At 38.3% G+C, this 17,601-nt stretch carries 14 protein-coding genes; 5 read left to right on the forward strand and 9 right to left on the reverse strand.

What is annotated here, in order from left to right; translation table 11 throughout:
* Positions 1-9 precede the first annotated feature (9 nt).
* A complete protein-coding gene (locus tag BS34_RS0107720; RefSeq protein ID WP_029407952.1) occupies positions 10-1,713 on the reverse strand; it encodes an acetolactate synthase 3 large subunit in 1,704 nt (567 codons plus the stop codon).
* 396 nt (positions 1,714-2,109) lie between these two features.
* A complete protein-coding gene (gene orn, locus BS34_RS0107725) occupies positions 2,110-2,664 on the reverse strand; it encodes an oligoribonuclease (RefSeq protein ID WP_029407953.1) in 555 nt (184 codons plus the stop codon).
* A gap of 291 nt (positions 2,665-2,955) precedes the next feature.
* On the opposite strand from orn, the gene BS34_RS0107730 reads away from it, so the two are divergent.
* The 3 genes from BS34_RS0107730 (at position 2,956) to rsgA (ending at position 6,039) form a co-directional block, all read left to right on the forward strand.
* The gene (locus tag BS34_RS0107730) at positions 2,956-4,221 is read left to right on the forward strand and encodes a M48 family metallopeptidase (RefSeq protein ID WP_029407954.1); all 1,266 of its coding nucleotides are present in this window, start codon (positions 2,956-2,958) and stop codon (positions 4,219-4,221) included.
* A 345-nt stretch (positions 4,222-4,566) separates the two neighbouring features.
* Positions 4,567-4,920: a 4a-hydroxytetrahydrobiopterin dehydratase gene (locus tag BS34_RS0107735; protein ID WP_029407955.1), complete on the forward strand. Its 354-nt coding sequence runs from the start codon at positions 4,567-4,569 to the stop codon at positions 4,918-4,920.
* Positions 4,921-4,986: 66 nt separating this feature from the next.
* On the forward strand, positions 4,987-6,039 hold the full coding sequence (rsgA, locus tag BS34_RS0107740) for a ribosome small subunit-dependent GTPase A (protein WP_029407956.1): 1,053 nt from the start codon (positions 4,987-4,989) through the stop codon (positions 6,037-6,039).
* A 238-nt stretch (positions 6,040-6,277) separates the two neighbouring features.
* Here rsgA and BS34_RS12980 read toward each other — a convergent pair whose 3' ends face one another.
* A complete protein-coding gene (locus BS34_RS12980; RefSeq protein ID WP_158660991.1) occupies positions 6,278-6,454 on the reverse strand; it encodes a hypothetical protein in 177 nt (58 codons plus the stop codon).
* A 294-nt stretch (positions 6,455-6,748) separates the two neighbouring features.
* On the opposite strand from BS34_RS12980, the gene BS34_RS0107750 reads away from it, so the two are divergent.
* Positions 6,749-7,054: a c-type cytochrome gene (locus BS34_RS0107750; protein WP_029407958.1), complete on the forward strand. Its 306-nt coding sequence runs from the start codon at positions 6,749-6,751 to the stop codon at positions 7,052-7,054.
* Between the two features lie 294 nt (positions 7,055-7,348).
* The gene (locus BS34_RS0107755) at positions 7,349-7,645 is read left to right on the forward strand and encodes a c-type cytochrome (RefSeq protein WP_029407959.1); all 297 of its coding nucleotides are present in this window, start codon (positions 7,349-7,351) and stop codon (positions 7,643-7,645) included.
* Between the two features lie 76 nt (positions 7,646-7,721).
* On the opposite strand, the gene BS34_RS0107760 is transcribed toward BS34_RS0107755, so the two are convergent.
* The 6 genes from BS34_RS0107760 to BS34_RS0107785 form a co-directional block, all read right to left on the reverse strand.
* A complete protein-coding gene (locus tag BS34_RS0107760; RefSeq protein ID WP_029407960.1) occupies positions 7,722-11,591 on the reverse strand; it encodes a DUF3683 domain-containing protein in 3,870 nt (1,289 codons plus the stop codon).
* 140 nt (positions 11,592-11,731) lie between these two features.
* Positions 11,732-13,162 carry a ribosome biogenesis GTPase Der gene (gene der / locus BS34_RS0107765; RefSeq protein WP_029407961.1) on the reverse strand — a complete coding sequence of 477 codons (1,431 nt, stop codon included), beginning with the start codon at positions 13,160-13,162 and terminating at the stop codon, positions 11,732-11,734.
* A gap of 14 nt (positions 13,163-13,176) precedes the next feature.
* Complete coding sequence (gene bamB, locus BS34_RS0107770; protein WP_084151592.1) at positions 13,177-14,535, reverse strand: outer membrane protein assembly factor BamB; 1,359 nt, start codon at positions 14,533-14,535, stop codon at positions 13,177-13,179.
* A 73-nt stretch (positions 14,536-14,608) separates the two neighbouring features.
* Positions 14,609-15,250, reverse strand: a complete 642-nt coding sequence (locus BS34_RS0107775; protein WP_029407963.1) for a YfgM family protein — start codon at positions 15,248-15,250, stop codon at positions 14,609-14,611.
* A gap of 241 nt (positions 15,251-15,491) precedes the next feature.
* Entirely contained in the window at positions 15,492-16,781 is a 1,290-nt protein-coding gene (gene hisS, locus BS34_RS0107780) for a histidine--tRNA ligase (protein WP_029407964.1), read from the reverse strand.
* Between the two features lie 346 nt (positions 16,782-17,127).
* Complete coding sequence (locus BS34_RS0107785; protein WP_029407965.1) at positions 17,128-17,595, reverse strand: helix-turn-helix domain-containing protein; 468 nt, start codon at positions 17,593-17,595, stop codon at positions 17,128-17,130.
* Positions 17,596-17,601 lie beyond the last annotated feature (6 nt).

Consider the following 17,601-nt stretch of genomic DNA (forward strand, 5'->3'; position numbering starts at 1 on the left):
GCTTTACACCTATACCAAAATCATTTCATTAAGACCTGCACCAGCAGGAATCATTGGGTAAACGTTTTCTTGTTGATCCGTCATGATGTCAACAAAAACCAAACGGTCTTTATTCTTATCAGAGAAAACTTCTGCAAGTTGTTCTTTCATTGTTTTAGGATCATCAATTCGAACACCAACATGCCCGTAAGACTCGGCTAACTTGACAAAATCAGGCAACGAGTCCATGTATGACATTGAATAACGACGCTCATAAAAGAACTCTTGCCATTGACGAACCATACCTAGAAAACCATTATTTAAGCAAATGATTTTGACGGGTAAACCATACTGTAGACAAGTTGACAGCTCTTGAATATTCATTTGAATAGAGCCTTCACCCGTTACACAGATACTGACAGCATCAGGAAAAGCCATTTGTACACCCATTGCTGCAGGCAGACCAAAGCCCATTGTTCCTAATCCACCCGAATTAATCCAACGACGAGGTTTATCAAATGGATAATATTGAGCAGCATACATTTGATGTTGCCCAACATCTGAAGAAACGTAAGCGTCGCCATTAGTGACTTCCCATACCGCTTCAACCGCAGCTTGTGGTTTTATTTTAGAGCCTGTTGTGTCATAACGCAGACACTTAGTTGCTCGCCACTCTTCAATCTGCGTCCACCAGTCAGCCAACGCCGCTTCATCTGATTTAAGCTCAGTTTTATCTAAAATGGCATTCATTTCAGTTAACACTTGCTTAACTGGACCAACTATCGGTATATCGACTATCACATTTTTTGAAATTGATGCCGGATCAATATCTACATGAATGATTTTAGCGTCAGGACAAAACTTCTCTAAATTACCGGTTACACGGTCATCAAAGCGAGCACCAATAGCAATAATCAAATCACTGTTATGCATTGAAAGGTTTGCTTCATAAGTCCCGTGCATTCCTAGCATTCCTAACGCTTGTTTGTCAGAAGCTGGGAAAGCCCCTAATCCCATTAAGGTTTGCACAATTGGGAAACCTAATTTGTGGGTTAGTTTTGTTAGTTCAGCCGAAGCATCACTTAGAACAGTACCTCCACCAGAATATAAAATAGGACGTTTAGCTGAAAGCATCATTTCAACAGCTTTTTTAATTTGTCCGCTATGGCCTTTTGTTACAGGCATATAGGAGCGCATATCAACTTCTTGTGTATATACATAGGAGCTTTTGGCGGTTTGGATATCTTTTGGAATATCAACTACAACTGGGCCAGGTCGGCCCGTTGTTGCTAAATAAAACGCTTTTTTGAGCGTATCAGCAAGTTCGTTAACATCCTTAACTAAGAAGTTGTGTTTTACGATTGGTCTTGTAATCCCAACGGTATCAATTTCTTGGAATGCATCCAAACCAATCAATGCCGTAGGCACCTGACCAGTAATACATACCATTGGAATTGAATCCATGTAAGCGGTTGCAATACCTGTAACGGCATTGGTCGCACCAGGACCCGAAGTTACAAGGACCACTCCTGGTTTACCTGTAGAACGCGCATAACCATCAGCAGCATGAACTGCTGCTTGTTCGTGACGCACTAAAATATGATTTAACTCATCACCGTCAGTATCAAGGGCATCATAGATGGGCAATACTGCACCACCTGGATAACCCCATATATGCTCTACCCCCTCGTCCTGAAGATAATGTACCAGGATTTGGGCACCAGTCATTTCCACAACTTAGTTCCTCTTAGTAATGGGGTATTTTTACAAACTAAGAGCTTTACACAAGAATAGCTGCAAAGGTCTATGGTTAGAAATAGCAAGATAAAATCTTGGAATTCAAACGCAGAAAAATACCTAATATTAGTTAAAAATCACCACTTAATGTTTTAAAGCGGGAAGGGAGGAATTATATAAGATTTTGTAACCTTTTAGAACCACAACTAAAGACTTTTAGACAGTTTTTGTGACAAAAGAGCCTTAAATATTAATGTTTTAATACTTACTTGCAATATAAACGCTCTCGTTAATAGGTCTTTAACCTATTTTTGGCATTAAATTGCAGCTCAAGACTCATTTCATTATTATGATTATCAATCACTTTAAGGATTTAAAATTAAATAAGGATTATTATTTTTGATACTCAGGTCTTAGCAAATATTTACGGTAGTGATTTAGCTCATCAATTGATTCCATAATATCTGCCAAGGCTAAATGCGCCCCACTCTTGTTATGTGATTGATACACTTTTGGAGCCCAACGACGCGAAAGTTCTTTAAGGGTGCTTACATCTAAATTTCGGTAATGAAAAAATCTTTCTAATAAAGGCATCTGTTCAACCATAAAACGTCGGTCTTGACAGATACTATTGCCACACATCGGAGATTTCCCCGCAGGAACATAGTTCTGTAAAAACTCAATGGTAAGACGTTCAGCTTCTTGCATTGAAACCTGACTCTCTTGCACTCGTTGAGTTAGTCCCGATTTACCATGATGAGTCACACACCAGTTATCCATTAAATCTAATTCAGCTTGTTCAGTTTTAACGGCAATAACAGGACCTTCCGCCAAAACATTCAGCTCACTATCGGTAACAACCGTCGCTATCTCAATTATTTTATGGGTTTTAGGCTCAAGCCCGGTCATTTCTAAATCAATCCAAATTAAATTGTTTTCTGACTTCATTTTTTTATCTCTCATCACTTCAGTAGAGCTTTAAAGGCGGTTGAAATAGGGACTTTTGCACGAGTCGAGGGATGTAAGACAAAGAACTATAATCTTTTTAACCATTCTTTGACTCTTACAGAGGTCTCAAATTAGAAGCTTTACGCTTTTTTTAAAGGATTCCCTATCACGACACTAGCTCTTAACATACAATATGCGCTTATCTTAACGTAGAATTTAAACAGAAAACACATTGATTCCCACAATCAGGAATCATCAAAAAACAGATATAAACATAGAAATAGGCAGATTATGAATTGGATTACCACGCTCTTTTTAAGCGCACTATTTATTAACCTCTTTATTGAAGTTTGGTTAAACATTAAAAATCAATTTCATATTGGAAAAAACCGTAATCAAGTACCTGAAGACTTTAGTCAAACAGTAAGTTTAGAGGCACACCAAAAAGCCGCTGATTATAGCCGTGCAAAATTACAACTTGGCCGTTTAGGGCTATTTTATGATGCCGCTATTTTATGGTTAATGACTTTAGGGGGAGGTTTTCAAAGTATCTATTCTGCATGGCTACAAAGCGGACTTGAAAATATCTGGCTAGAAGTTGGTTTTTTGCTTTCCACCTTATGGATTTTGTCTATTCTTCACCTTCCATTTACTTTATTAAGTACCTTTAAAATTGAGGCTGAGTACGGTTTTAATAAAACCACTCCAATGAAATTTATTAGTGATTTATTCAAGCAATGGGTACTAATATTGGTAATTGGCCTACCATTAATATGGGTGATATTAAGCATAATGACTCAATTTATCGACCAGGCCTGGTGGTTTTATACTTGGGTTGTTTGGATGAGTTTTCAGTTAATTATTATGTGGGCATACCCAAAATGGATTGCGCCTATATTCAACAAATTTACACCGCTTGAAGATGAGGAAATGAAAAGACGAATCACCAACTTATTAGAACGAACAGGCTTTGAGTCTAATGGTATTTTTGTTATGGATGGTTCATCACGCTCGGGTCATGGTAACGCCTACTTTACCGGCATGGGTAAAAACAAACGTATTGTTTTCTTTGATACCTTATTAGAAAGCCTTACACCTGAAGAAGTAGAGGCCGTCCTTGCACACGAATTAGGGCATTTTAAGCATGGTCATATTCGTAAACGTTTAATTGAAGGTACCGCTTATAGCTTAATTGGTTTAGCGTTATTGGGCTGGCTCATTCAATTACCCGAGTTTTACTCAGGCTTAGGAATGGTCAGTCAATCACCCGCTATTGCTCTATTATTATTTATGACCGCGATACCGGTTATGTTCTTTTTTCTGGGACCTATTGGTGCATTTAAAAGTCGTAAACACGAATTTGAAGCCGATGCTTTTGCGGCACAACATGTAGGTGCTGAACACTTAATTTCAGCATTGTTAAAAATGTACCGTGACAATGCAAGTACTTTAACCCCAGACCCTTTGTTTTCGGCTTACCATGATAGCCATCCACCAGCAAAGATTCGTATAGATCATCTAAAGTCTCTTGCTAAGCAAAATAAAACTTCAGAATAAATGAGATCTTTGCACGAGAGTATGTACGAGTAAAAATGGTTCTAGGTGCCCCTTGAGGTAAAAATCCACCCGATTTTTGTTGTACCCCAAGGGCACTTCCGTTAGGCGACAACTTGCGAATAGCTAGCTATTCCCTACGTTTTCCGCCGCAAACGAAGAACTCGACGCCCGTAGGGGTAAGTCGAGAATCAGGCAAATTTTTTACCCTCAAGGGGTACTCACGCCTATTTTTCTTTCGCATCTATCTCGTGCAAAGGTCTCAAATATTTTATAAACTTGAGCTTTGTACGAAAGGAACTTGTGCAAAACTCTTACAAGACCAATAAATAGTGTTAGGAAATACTTATGAGCAATCCATCTCCATTGATTCTAGAATTATTAAGTCAACATTGCGAAGACATGCCAAAAGGCACTAAACCCATTATTATTCCCACCATTGAAAGCAATTTAAGTATTTTAGAAGGCTGGGAAGCCCCTTTAAGCTATGCAAATATTGCAAAAACCTTCAATTTTAAAAATTACCACCAAACCATTGCTTTTGTAAATGCTGTCACCTGGCTAGCAAATAAAGAAGACCACCACCCAAGAATCTGCTTTGACTATAACCGTTGTGAGATCACTTTAACCACTCATAGCGCTAAAGGTTTGACGATGAACGATATGATTATGGCTGCCAAAATTAATGCTTTGCTAGACTAAATTGACACAATTCATTCAAATAGACCCTTACAAGAGTCGGGAATGTAAAAAAAGTGAAAAAGACCAATGGCTAAACGTAAGTTAACGCACCAACAAAAACGACGAGTTGCGGATAAGAATCGTTCTAAAAAATCGGAAAAAGCTGAAAACATCCCTACCAATAACCTATCTCAACTGGGAGAAGAACAACCAGGCCTGGTCATTACTAGTTTTGGTAAACGTGTACTTGTGGAAGACCGTAATGGTGAAAATCATAGCTGTGCTATTCGCCAACACCTTGGTAAATTAGTTGCTGGCGACAAAGTGGTCTGGCAAAGTGATTTAGAAGAGAACACCGGTGTCGTGGTTAGAGTTGAACCTCGCACCCATGAACTTAGCAGGCCTGGCTTTAGAGGGCAAACCCGGATGATTGCCGCTAATATAGACTTTATTGGGATTGTTATGCCGGTTGTTCCAGGCATTCACCCCGACATGATTGACCGCTATTTAATCGCGGCGAATCAACTCAACATTCCCGTCATTATTATCATTAACAAAGTTGATTTACTAAATAATGAAGACGACTGGGAAGCCGTAGCTGAACTACTAGAACCCTATGATTCTATGGGTATAGAGCTTATTCCTGCTTCAACCGTTTCAAGCGAAGGTTTAGAAACCTTGCAAGAATTTATGGCCGGTAAAAACAGTGTTTTTGTAGGATCATCAGGTGCAGGAAAATCTTCACTTATCAATGCGTTGATTCCCGATTTAGACATTAGAGTGGGACACTTATCTGAAGCGACTGGCTTAGGTAAACATACAACAACGAATAGCATTTTATATCACTTAAACAAACCAGATGCCTCTAGTGGAGAAATTTTAGCTACCGGAAACTTAATCGATTCGCCAGGTGTCAGACAGTTTAGCCCCGCACCCTGCTCTCTTTCAGAGCTAGAAAGTTATTACCCAGACTTTTCTCCATTTCTAGGCCTGTGTAAATATAAAAACTGTAGCCACTCTATTGAACCAAACTGTGCCATAAAGGCTGCCGTCGACCAAGATGAAATTGCACTTAGTCGATATCAAAGTTTTCAACGTTTATTAGAAGAGTTTAAGAGCAATGAAACTGAACAGTCTTAAGATGACTTAATCCTTATTAAGGTTATGTAACTAAGAGACCTTTGCACTAGATAGGTACGAAAGAAAAATGAGGTAAAATTTACCTGATTGCGGCGGAAAGCGCAGGGAATAGCTAGCTATTCGCAAGTTGTCGTCCAACGGAAGTACCCTTGGGGTACAACAAAAATCAGACAAATTTTAACCATTTTTACTCGTGCATACTCTCGTACAAAGGTCTCACTAAGTTAATATTATGTAACTAAGGGGTTACAAACCAAACCGATATTAAATATAAAAACGCCATACTTGCCAAAATGGTTGCAACCCAAAATAAAAATACAAACCCAATATTAACGGGTTTTCTTATGGCGTTTAGGATCAACCAACTAATAACGGTTAAAACCAAAGCAACAAGTAACAGGCGTATATACATCATAATAAACTCCAATTCTCTTTTAATTTTTTATTGTTAATAAGTCTATCATTCAAATAAGATAACGTGATTGAATCATTATTATTTAGTTCATTATTTTTTTCAAAACAAACCGATATTCAAGATCTATTTGTTGTTTATTGATTGTTTAAATAACATCTTGCGAATGAATACAGAGTTTTCGATAAATTTAAGAGTTACTCAAGTCTTCTTTCTTGACTCTAGCTGCCATTTCGTATGTAATTGCATCCAGGGTTAAAGCCCGAAACTTTTTAACAGTGCTTTAGGAGAGTACAAATGAAAAATACATTAATTGCACTAGCTGCGGCTGGTTTAGTTTCTTTCGGAGCAGCTGCTCAAGCTGGTGATGCAACTGCTGGTCAATCAGCTTACGCTACTTGTGTAGGTTGTCACGGTGCCGCTGCTGAAGGTGGTGTTGGTCCTAAGCTTGCTGGTCAAGCTGCTGCTGATATCGTAGCTAAGCTTCACAAGTATAAAGCTGGTGAGCAAATGGGTCCTATGACTTCAATGATGGCTCCAATGGCTGCTGGTCTTTCTGATGCAGACATGGAAAACATCGCTGCATACGTTTCTTCTCTATAATTTTAGAGCTTAACGTATAAAAACCACCTTGGGTTTTGCCTTAGGTGGTTTTTTTTTGCCTACAGTTTTTTGCCTACAAATTAGATAGTTAATACACTCGTACAATGAATTTAGGCAAAGCCTTATTTTTTAGACTTGATTTAATCGCCCTATCGCTTTAAATTAAGTGATGTAAACAAACTGAGAACTTTGCACGAGATGGACTCAAAAGAATTAATGGTTTAATTTCACCAATTTTTTTTGCTTATCCCTCTCATAAAAGCTTTCAAACGACAATATCAAGAGAGAACCAATATGAAAAAACTACTGATTGCAACATTGTCAACAGGCTTACTTATTTCAGCAAATGTTCAAGCTGAAGCACCTGCTACTCCTGCTAAAGTAGCAATGTGTGTTGGCTGTCACGGTGCTAACGGAAATAGCGTTGTACCTAACTTTCCTAAATTAGCCGGTCAACATGCCAGTTATTTAGAAAAGCAATTAAAAGACTTCCGTGATGGCTTCCGTAAAGATGCAACCATGGCGGCTTTTGCAAAAGGGTTGACAGATGCAGAGGTTAAAGAATTAGCAGCGTATTACGCAGCACAATAAACTTTAACAACATTGCTATTCAATAAAAAAGCGCCTTATTGGCGCTTTTTTATTGAATAGCATACAAAGTTCTATCTTAAAGTAAGACCTTCTCTACCCCGCCTTTTTGTAGCTTAGCAATAAAGTCCTCTTTCCAACTATCACCATTATGATTTTTAACCAATTCAACAACAATATAATCAGTTTTTAAACCGGTCTCACCCTCATAACGATTAAGACCTTGCTGACATGCCGGACATGAAGTAAGAAGCTTAACATTACCCTCTTTAGCCTTTTCTTCACCCGTTAACTCAATAATGCCTTTTTTAAGCTCTTCGGCCTTTCTAAAGCGCAATTGCTCGGCAATATCAGGGCGAGAAGTTGCTAATGTACCAGCTTCAGAACAACAACGATCACTTAACTGCACTTCTTCGGCTTTTAACAAATTCTTCGCAACATCTGTACCTTCACGCAATTTCATAGGATCGTGACATGGTGCGTGGTATAGATATTTCGTTCCAGTTGCATTTTCTAGAGCAATCCCTTTTTCTTCTAAATATTCGTGTATATCCAATAAACGACATCCAGGGAAAATACGTCCAAACTCATACTTAGTAAGCTGATCGTAACAGGTACCACAAGAGACAATGACCGTCTTTATATCAAGATAGTTCAAGGTATTAGCAACACGGTGGAACAAGGCACGGTTTTCCGCCGTAATCTGATTACCCTTCTCCTCTTGACCCGCCGCCGTTTGAGGATAACCACAACATAGATATCCAGGTGGTAATACAGTTTGAGCTCCCGCTTCAGAAAGCATAGCAATAGTAGCCATACCAATATCACTAAACAGTCTTTCAGAACCACAGCCAGGAAAATAGAAAACTGCATCAGAATCTTCATTTACCTTAGCAGGGTCTGAAACAATAGGCACAATGGTGCTGTCTTCCAGTCCAAGCACCGCTCGCATGGTTGGTTGATTAGGCCCAGTGTTAAGAGGTTTCTTCACAAAATTAATGACCTGCTGTTGAACAGGAGCAATGCTTGAAGATTTTCCTGGTATATAGCTAGTTGAGTCTTTCTTCACCAGCCCCATTGAACGGAACATTTTGTTACCCAGAGTAATAAAGTTTGCACTCCAACCAATCATTGCTTTACGCATCAGTTTAATGGTCACTGGATTCTTAGTATTTAGAAACCATAAAGCAGCTTTGGTGGTAATAGAGAAACGTTTTTTACCCATTTTAGTTAAGATATTTCGCATACGTATAGAAACATCACCAAAATCGATATCTACAGGACAAGGTGCTTCACAGTGATGGCAGGTTGTACAATGATCAGCCACATCATTCATAGCATCAAAATGCTGTAATGAAATACCACGACGGGTTTGCTCTTCATACAAAAAGGCTTCTATCACTTGCCCTGTTGCTAAAATTTTATTGCGTGGAGAATAAAGTAAATTTGCTCTTGGAATATGCGTCTGGCAAACAGGTTTACATTTACCGCAACGTAAACAATCCTTAATATCATTATTAAGCTCATCAAGCTCATTGGCTTCTAAAATAATCGCTTCTTGATTGACTAAACTTAATGAAGGTGTATAAGCATTATCTAAACCTGAACCAGGTAATAATTTACCTTTATTGAAATGGCCTTTTGGATCAACCTCTTTCTTGTATTTTACAAAAGCTTCTATCTTAGAAGGCTCTAAATACTGGAATTTAGTTAACCCTATTCCATGCTCTCCTGAGATAACACCACCTAATCGGTGAGCAATTTCCATGATACGGTCAACTAATGTTTCAGCAAGATGCACCATTTCATAGTTTCCTGAATGAACAGGGATGTTGGTGTGAATATTTCCATCACCAGCATGCATATGTAAAGCAACAAAAAGTCGTGCATTACGAATCTCTGCATGAATCGTATCTAACTTATTATGTAACGCCTCAAAATCATGGCCAAGGAAGGTTTTTGCCAAAAATTCTTTTACTTCAGTTCTATAAGAAAGTACGGTTTCTCGACGTAAGAATAAACCAGCTAAAGTATCACCTTCGCGGATATTTACATGAAACTCCTCTGCTAAAAGATCCAAACACTCATTAGCTGGGCTATGTAAACGTTCTAACTTACCTAACCAGCGAGCCTTAACCGTCTTAAAATGTTCTAGCGTTTCTTCAACCTTACCTCTAAAGTAATTAGCAGGACCAGAGATATCTTCAAAATCATCTGCCTGACTAAATTCCGGAATATCACCTTCAAAGTATTCAATATAAGCATTCAAAATATCAACCTTGTTCTTGATAGACATCTCGATATTGATTTTCTCAATTTCAACATTGTATTCATTCAATCTATCAAGCGGTATAACAACATCTTCATTGATCTTAAAGGCGTTAGTATGTGAAGAAATCGCCGCTGTACGTGAACGATCTAACCAAAAACGTTTACGAGCTTCATCACTTACTGCAATGAAACCTTCTGCATTTCGTTTATTGGCTAATGCCACAATTTCAGTACAAGTATTCGCAACTTCAAAGCCATTTTCGCCACAAATATCAGCAAGAAGTAACATCTTAGGAAGTTCTTTACGACTGGCTTTTGTATTATATTTTACGGCTTTAATATAACGATCATCTAAATGCTCTAGCCCTGCAATTAAGATACCTTCTTTTTTCTTAGACTCAATATAATCAAGGATTTCAACGATAGCAGGAACCGCTAAACTTAAATCGGTTCCAAAAAACTCTAAGCATACAGTACGAGTATGAGATGGCATACGATGCACAATAAATTTTGATGAGGTAATTAAGCCGTCACACCCCTCTTTCTGAATACCTGGCAACCCACTTAAAAACTTGTCCGTAACATCTTTACCCAGGCCTGCTTGTCTAAAACCTGAACCCGGAATCTCTAAACGTTCGGTTTCGCCTATCTGAGTACTACCATCTTTTTCAAAACGACGAATATCAAAAATAACCGTATTTTGATCTTGTAGCTTTCCTAAATTGTGATTAACACGCTCGACTTCTAACCATTTAGCATCTGGAGTAACCATTCTCCATGAAGCCAAGTTATCAAGAGTTGTCCCCCACAAAACCGCTTTTTTTCCACCAGCATTCATGGATATATTTCCACCAATGGTGGAGGCATCATGTGACGTTGGATCAACCGCAAATACATAACCAAAACGCTCAGCTTGTTCAGCTACACGTTTAGTTACCACACCCGCTCCAGTGCGTACCGTTGGAACCTTACCAATCATGGGTAATTCAACTTGTTCCACTAAACTCATAAATTCAAGTTTTTCAGTATTAATTACTGCGGTATTCTGGTGCAAAGGAATCGCACCACCAGTATAACCTGTACCTCCACCACGTGGAATAATGGTTAACTCTAAATCAATACATGCCTGAACCATTTCAATGGTTTCTTGCTCTGTATCTGGAGATAGCACCACTAACGGTAATTCAACACGCCAATCAGTTGCATCTGTCGCATGTGAAACACGAGCTAAACCACTAAAATCAACATTGTCTTCACGAGTACATTTTTTTAAACGTTTCAGCACTTTTTGACGAAGCAGAACTTGCTTAGGAAACCATTCTTCAAACTCAATAACGGCATTACGAGTAGATCCTAACAATTCAGCAGCTGTCTCATTTCCATTTAGACGTTTTTCTACTTCTTTAAGTCGGTGCTTTAGAGCGTTTATAAGAGCATCACGACGTTTAGGGTTCTCGATTAAATCGTCTTGAATATATGGGTTACGACTAACCACCCACATGTCACCTAAAACCTCAAACAACATACGAGCAGAACGCCCGGTATTACGAGTTTGACGTAATGATTCTATTGTCGTCCAGCACTGTTCACCTAAAAATCTCAATACAATTTCTTTGTCTGAGAATGAGGTATAGTTATAAGGAATTTCTCGAATACGTTTAGTCGGATTTGGACTCATGATATTGATTAAACTCTTTGTTTATGAGATTAGACAAATAAAGACCTTTAAAAGGTCTCAATATTTAGAATTATAAATTACTAAAACTTAAATTAATCACGACAAGTATTAACATAATATTTAAGTTAATAAAATTGGATTTAACTACGTCTTTTAGTTGGCTTTTTCTTTTTCTTGAGTTTCGCTTTCATTTCAGACTTTTCTTGACGACCTGAAAGACGCGAACTAGGTTTACTTTTTCGGCCTTCAAAAGGGTTAGCGGCTGCTTTGTACTCAACAGTTACAGGAGTCCCTACCCATTTAAAGGCTTTACGAAATACATTTACCAAATATTTCGTATAGGCCGCGGGAAGCTTGTCAACTTGCGTTCCATGAACAATCACTCTTGGAGGATTTAATCCACCTAAATGTGCGTATCTTAACTTTACTCTACGCCCACCAATCAATGGTGGCTGATGATCAAGAACAGCTTGTTCTAAAACTCGGTTTAAATCAGATGTGGAAACACGTTTAAATGCTGCTAAGTGAACCGCATCAATCGTTTTAAAAAGATCACCAACACCTGTTCCGTGAAGGGCAGAAATTAAATGTTGTTTAGCATAGTCAGCAAACTGAATACGAAAACTTAGCTCATTTTTAACCCAATCTTTTTGTTCGGTAGATAAGTTATCCCATTTATTAACCGCAATAACTAATCCACGGCCTGATTCAATGGCTAACCCCAACAAAGTTAAATCTTGATCCGTTAACCCTTCAGAACCATCAATAAGCACGATAACCACATGAGAGTCAGCCATAGCTTCCATTGCTTTGATAATACTAAACTTTTCAATTTTTTCTTTTATATTTTTACGACGACGAATCCCTGCCGTATCAATTAATGTATAAGGTTTTCCATCACGTTCAAAAGGAACAAAAATACTGTCTCTAGTGGTCCCCGGCATATCAAAGGCTACAACTCTATCTTCACCAATCATACGATTAATTAAGGTTGATTTACCCACATTAGGACGCCCAACAACTGCAACCCTAACACCAGGGTGGTCGTCTAGATCAAAGTCATCTTCAACATCTGGTTCTGGTAATTCACTTAAAACATGATCTATTGCATCCGCAACATTGTCACCGTGAGCTGAAGAAATAGTTAAAGGGTCACCTAGACCTAGCTGAAAGAAATCCGAAGTAATCAAAGATTGATCACAACCTTCCGCTTTATTAACCAGAACATAGACAGGTTTATCAAACTGGCGAATATAGTTAGCAATAACCTCATCAGCAGGAACAATACCCTGACGTCCATCGACAAGAAAAAGAACGGCATCCGCTTCTTCCAAGGCGGCACGAACCTGATCCGCCATAAGAGGATCTACTCCCTCTATCTCGCCACTTAAACCACCTGTATCAACCACAATATAAGGAGCTTTACCTAAGCGCCCAGTTCCATATTGTCTATCTCGGGTTAAGCCTGGGTAGTCAGCGACAATCGCATCTCTAGTGCGAGTTAAACGATTAAATAGCGTAGACTTTCCTACGTTTGGACGCCCTATTAAGGCGATTACAGGTTTGCTCATTCTATATATTTACCTTAAAACGGCCAGAAATCTGACAGTTTAAAATTCCACCATGAATCGTCTTTTTTAGAGCTTTCATCATTTTTAGTTTTGTCATCACCAGATTGTTTATCTGTCTGAGTTTGTTCTGTTACGGGTTGTTCTTTTACAGGTGCTTTTGCTTGCGTATCTTCGTGTTCAATTTTGAATAGCTTTAAGTCAGATGGTGTCACATCATAACTAGTAATTACGCCTTCATCATCAAGTAAATAAATTCTATTTCCTTCCGAAAAAACTCGTAAAATACGATTCCCATCTCCATATTCATTACTGTGTTTAGCACGAGCAATTTCAACCCCTTGAGTTTTATTAAGCCAGTGTAAATAACCCCAACCATCAACCGCTAAAATATCTTCCTTAGCTATACTTAAATCACCCACTAAACGATTTTTAAAAGCATTCTGCTTCCATAAACTAACGCCACTAAACATATCAAATGCGTGCAGTACATCTTTTTCATCAACCACATAAACTGAAGAATCATCAACGACAAAGTCTCGATAACCTGAAAGTTCTTTAACAAAGTAAAAATTACCACTTTCAGGATTGATAGATGCAAACTTGCCGTGATAACCCAAAACAAATAGACGATCATTTTTAATGATTAAATTTGCTTGAACATCAACGATACGTTCTAGATCAGTTCTGCCTTTAGGTACAGCAATTCTAGTTTCCCATAATAAGGCACCTGATTTAGCTGATAACGCTTGAACCATTCCTGATTCCCAACCAATAAAAAGTTTACCATCAGCATAAACAGGAGCTGGTGCACCTCTTAAGGATAGGTTTGGCATTTGATGTTCTACAACCCAAATGACCTTCCCTGTTTTAGCATTTAGTGCATAAAGCTTACCATCTACCGTTCTTGTGAAGATTTTACGGTCTGCAACTAGTGGACGAGTCATGACTTCACTTGAAAGTTGACTCTGCCATAAATACTCACCTGATTTTGCGGATACAGAAATTAACTGACCTTTTGATGTCCCAATCAAAAGTCGACCATTATTTAAGGTTGGCCCGGCAACAATAGGTGAATCAAATTTTGACTCCCATTGAACTTGATCTGACCAACGTGAAGTATTACTTTTAATTAAAGAAACCAAATTACCGGTTTCCGTTGCTACATAAATACTTTTATCATCTTCAGAAAAAAACAGCCCTTCGGAATCTCTATTTGGCATTGACTCTAACTTAACTTGCCAGTTTTTATGAAGAGAATAATCAGATTCCATTGGCGCCATATAAGGTTCAACCAGTGGTTTTGATGTTGAACACCCAGCTAAAAGGGAAACTCCTGCAGCCAAAGCGAATACTAAGGTAAAACTTTTTTTCATTCTAATTTCCAAGTAGGTTTATATTGAGGACTTTTATACGAGAGTAAGCACGAGTAAAAAGTCTCATATTGGATTATTTTGCCAAATCATCCAATTGAATTTGAGCAAGCCCAAGTAAGTTCTTTTCTGTTTGCGGATTACTGACGACAGCAGTAAATGCATTAAATGCTTTTTCAACATCCTGTTTTTTTAGAGCCAATACACCGGACACATAATCTAACTCACCTTGAGCAGAACCATTTAATTGCATTTTTTGTAATGCCGAAATTTGTTCTTCAGCTTCGCTCATTTTGCCGTTATCACTTAAAATACGCGCTAAACGTATATGTGCTACCGTTTTTAGAGCTTCATCATCACTGTTTGCAATGACCCATTTTAAATTTTCAACCGCCTCATCAATTTCCCCTTTTTCAAGATTGTATGTTGCATGCAACATAGCAGCACCTGCTGCATAAGGACTACTTGGCTGTTCTTGCATAAGCTTTAGCGCTTCACGAGAAACCTCTCCAAAACTGCCTTGCTGCAAGTTAACTTGAAGGTATTCATACATAGAAGAGGCATTCGCATTCTGGACATATTGAGAATTCGTCCAATAACGCCAACCTGAAAAAGCGAGTACCACGACCAAAACGGCCGAAAGTAATTGCGTTCCATATTTATTCCACCAGCTTTTAAATGCTTCGATTTGCTCTTCTTCAGTTTCGTAACGACTCATTTTGTTATAAACCCTTTGCTTTATCTATTTAATATATCTAGTTAAAATTTAATTACGCGTTATTAATTATGCGTTAAAAACACTATGTGAGACCTTTGCACGAGTGGGGCGCGAAAGAAAAATGTGGTAAAAATTGTCTGATTTAGGCGAAAAGCGTAGCTAATAGCTAGCTATTGGCAAGTTGTCGCCCAACGGAAGTGCCCTTGGGGTACAACAACAATCAGGCGATTTTTAACCATTTTTATTCGTGCATCCGTCTCGTGCAAAGGTCTCTATGTAAATGGCTAACCAACTCATCCCATTTAACAGTTTTCTGTTCAGCTTCTATTCGTAGAGACTTAATAGCCACTTCTTCATTTTCAACCTCTTGCTCACCCATAACAATGGCAAAACTTGCTCCTGACTTATCGGCTTTTTTAAACTGGCTTTTAAAACTCCCTCCACCACAATTCATTTGCACATTAATCGCAGGAAAAGCATCTCTCAACATTTCGGAAATAACCAGGCCTGGTCTCGCCGTGTTTTCACCAACGGTAACAATGTATAAATCAGCTTGAGGTATAACAGGAATAAGCTCCTTATCTATAAGCAATGCCATTAAACGTTCTAACCCCATTGCAAAACCAACAGCAGGTGTTGTTTTACCGCCTATCTGTTCAACTAAGCCATCATAACGACCACCTGCACAAACTGTACCTTGAGCGCCTAATTCAGTGGTAACCCACTCAAATACTGTCCGATTATAATAATCTAAACCTCTTACTAAGTTAGGGTTCACAACATATGAAATTCCAAGATCATCAAGGTGAGATTTAACCGTTTCAAAGTGAATTTGTGACTCTTCATCAAGATGGTCAATTAACTTTGGAGCACCCTCTACTAACGATGCCATATCAGGATTTTTAGTATCTAAAATTCTTAATGGATTACTTTCAAGCCTTCTTAAACTGTCTTCATCCAAAGATTCTTTGTGCAAATTCAGATAATTCACTAACTTTTCACGATAAGCAATACGTGCTTCTTGACTTCCTAAAGAGTTAATTTGTAGTTCAAGGTTATCTAAACCTAATTGATCCCATAAACGAGCCGTTAAAACAATGAGTTCTGCATCAATATCTGCTGTCGCTAAACCAAAAACCTCAACACCAAACTGATGAAATTGACGGTATCGTCCTTTTTGAGGTCTCTCATAGCGAAACATTGGGCCAGTATAGTAAAGTTTTTGAATTTGATTATGAGACAATCCATTCTGCACGATTGCGCGAACACACCCCGCAGTCCCTTCTGGACGCAAGGTCAAACTTTCACCATTTCTATCGGCAAAGGTGTACATCTCTTTTTCAACAATATCCGTTACTTCACCAATAGAACGTGCAAAAAGCTCAGTTTTTTCTACAATTGGCAAACGAATAGAATTAAAACCATATTGTTTTAATGTTCTTTCAGCGGTTGCAATAAGATAATCAAAGGCAACTGCCTCATCACCATATACATCATTCATACCTCTGATTGCTGAAATTTGTTTTGCCATTATGTCTAATTCTCTTACTCTATTTAGTTTATTGAACGCTATCAATAAAGGATACTTGTTGAGACCTTTGTTCGAGAGGAAATCATGAGAAAAATTTTAACCGTTTTTACTCATAGAGACCTTTGCACGAGATAGGTACGAAAGAAAAATGAGGTAAAATTTGCCTGATTCTCGACTTACCCCTTCGGGCGTCGAGTTCTTCGTTTGCGGCGGAAAACGCAGGGAATAGCAAGCTATTCTCAAGGTTTTCAACAAAAAGCAGGTGAATTTTAACCATTTTTACTGGTACATACTCTCGTTCAAAGGTCTCTCATATATACTCTTATAGAAAGGTCCTACTATTTAATTACTCTTCAGGGGCAGGCAAGGTCATCTCTGTAGCCTGTTCTATACTTTTTATGACATTAGTTTGAGAAAAATCAATTCCTAAGCTATATAAAACCCAAATTATCAATGCAATTAAACTCACAATAAAAAACCATTTAATCGAACCACTGCTCATCAAAGGTTTACCACCCTTTTCGCTATAACGGTGAATAGGCTGTAGATTGGTCACCACACTAGCACCGTCAGGGAATTCAGATTGGTATTCATCAATTTCTACATTTAACAAGTTGGCATAGTTACGTAAATAACCTCTTTCAAAGGTACTTAAGTCTGATAATTTTAATGTAGAAGATTCAAATTTAGATAACTGCTCGACTGATAAATTTAACTTTTCAGCAACCGCGTCTAAAGACAAACCGGCTTCATTACGTGACTCGTAAAGCGTCTCCGCAAGCTTAGTTTGATTATTTTCAACAGTCTCAGTCATTTTAAC

Origin of the sequence: Thiomicrorhabdus sp. Milos-T2, assembly GCF_000702325.1 — a bacterium.
Taxonomy (GTDB): Bacteria; Pseudomonadota; Gammaproteobacteria; order Thiomicrospirales; family Thiomicrospiraceae; genus Thiomicrorhabdus.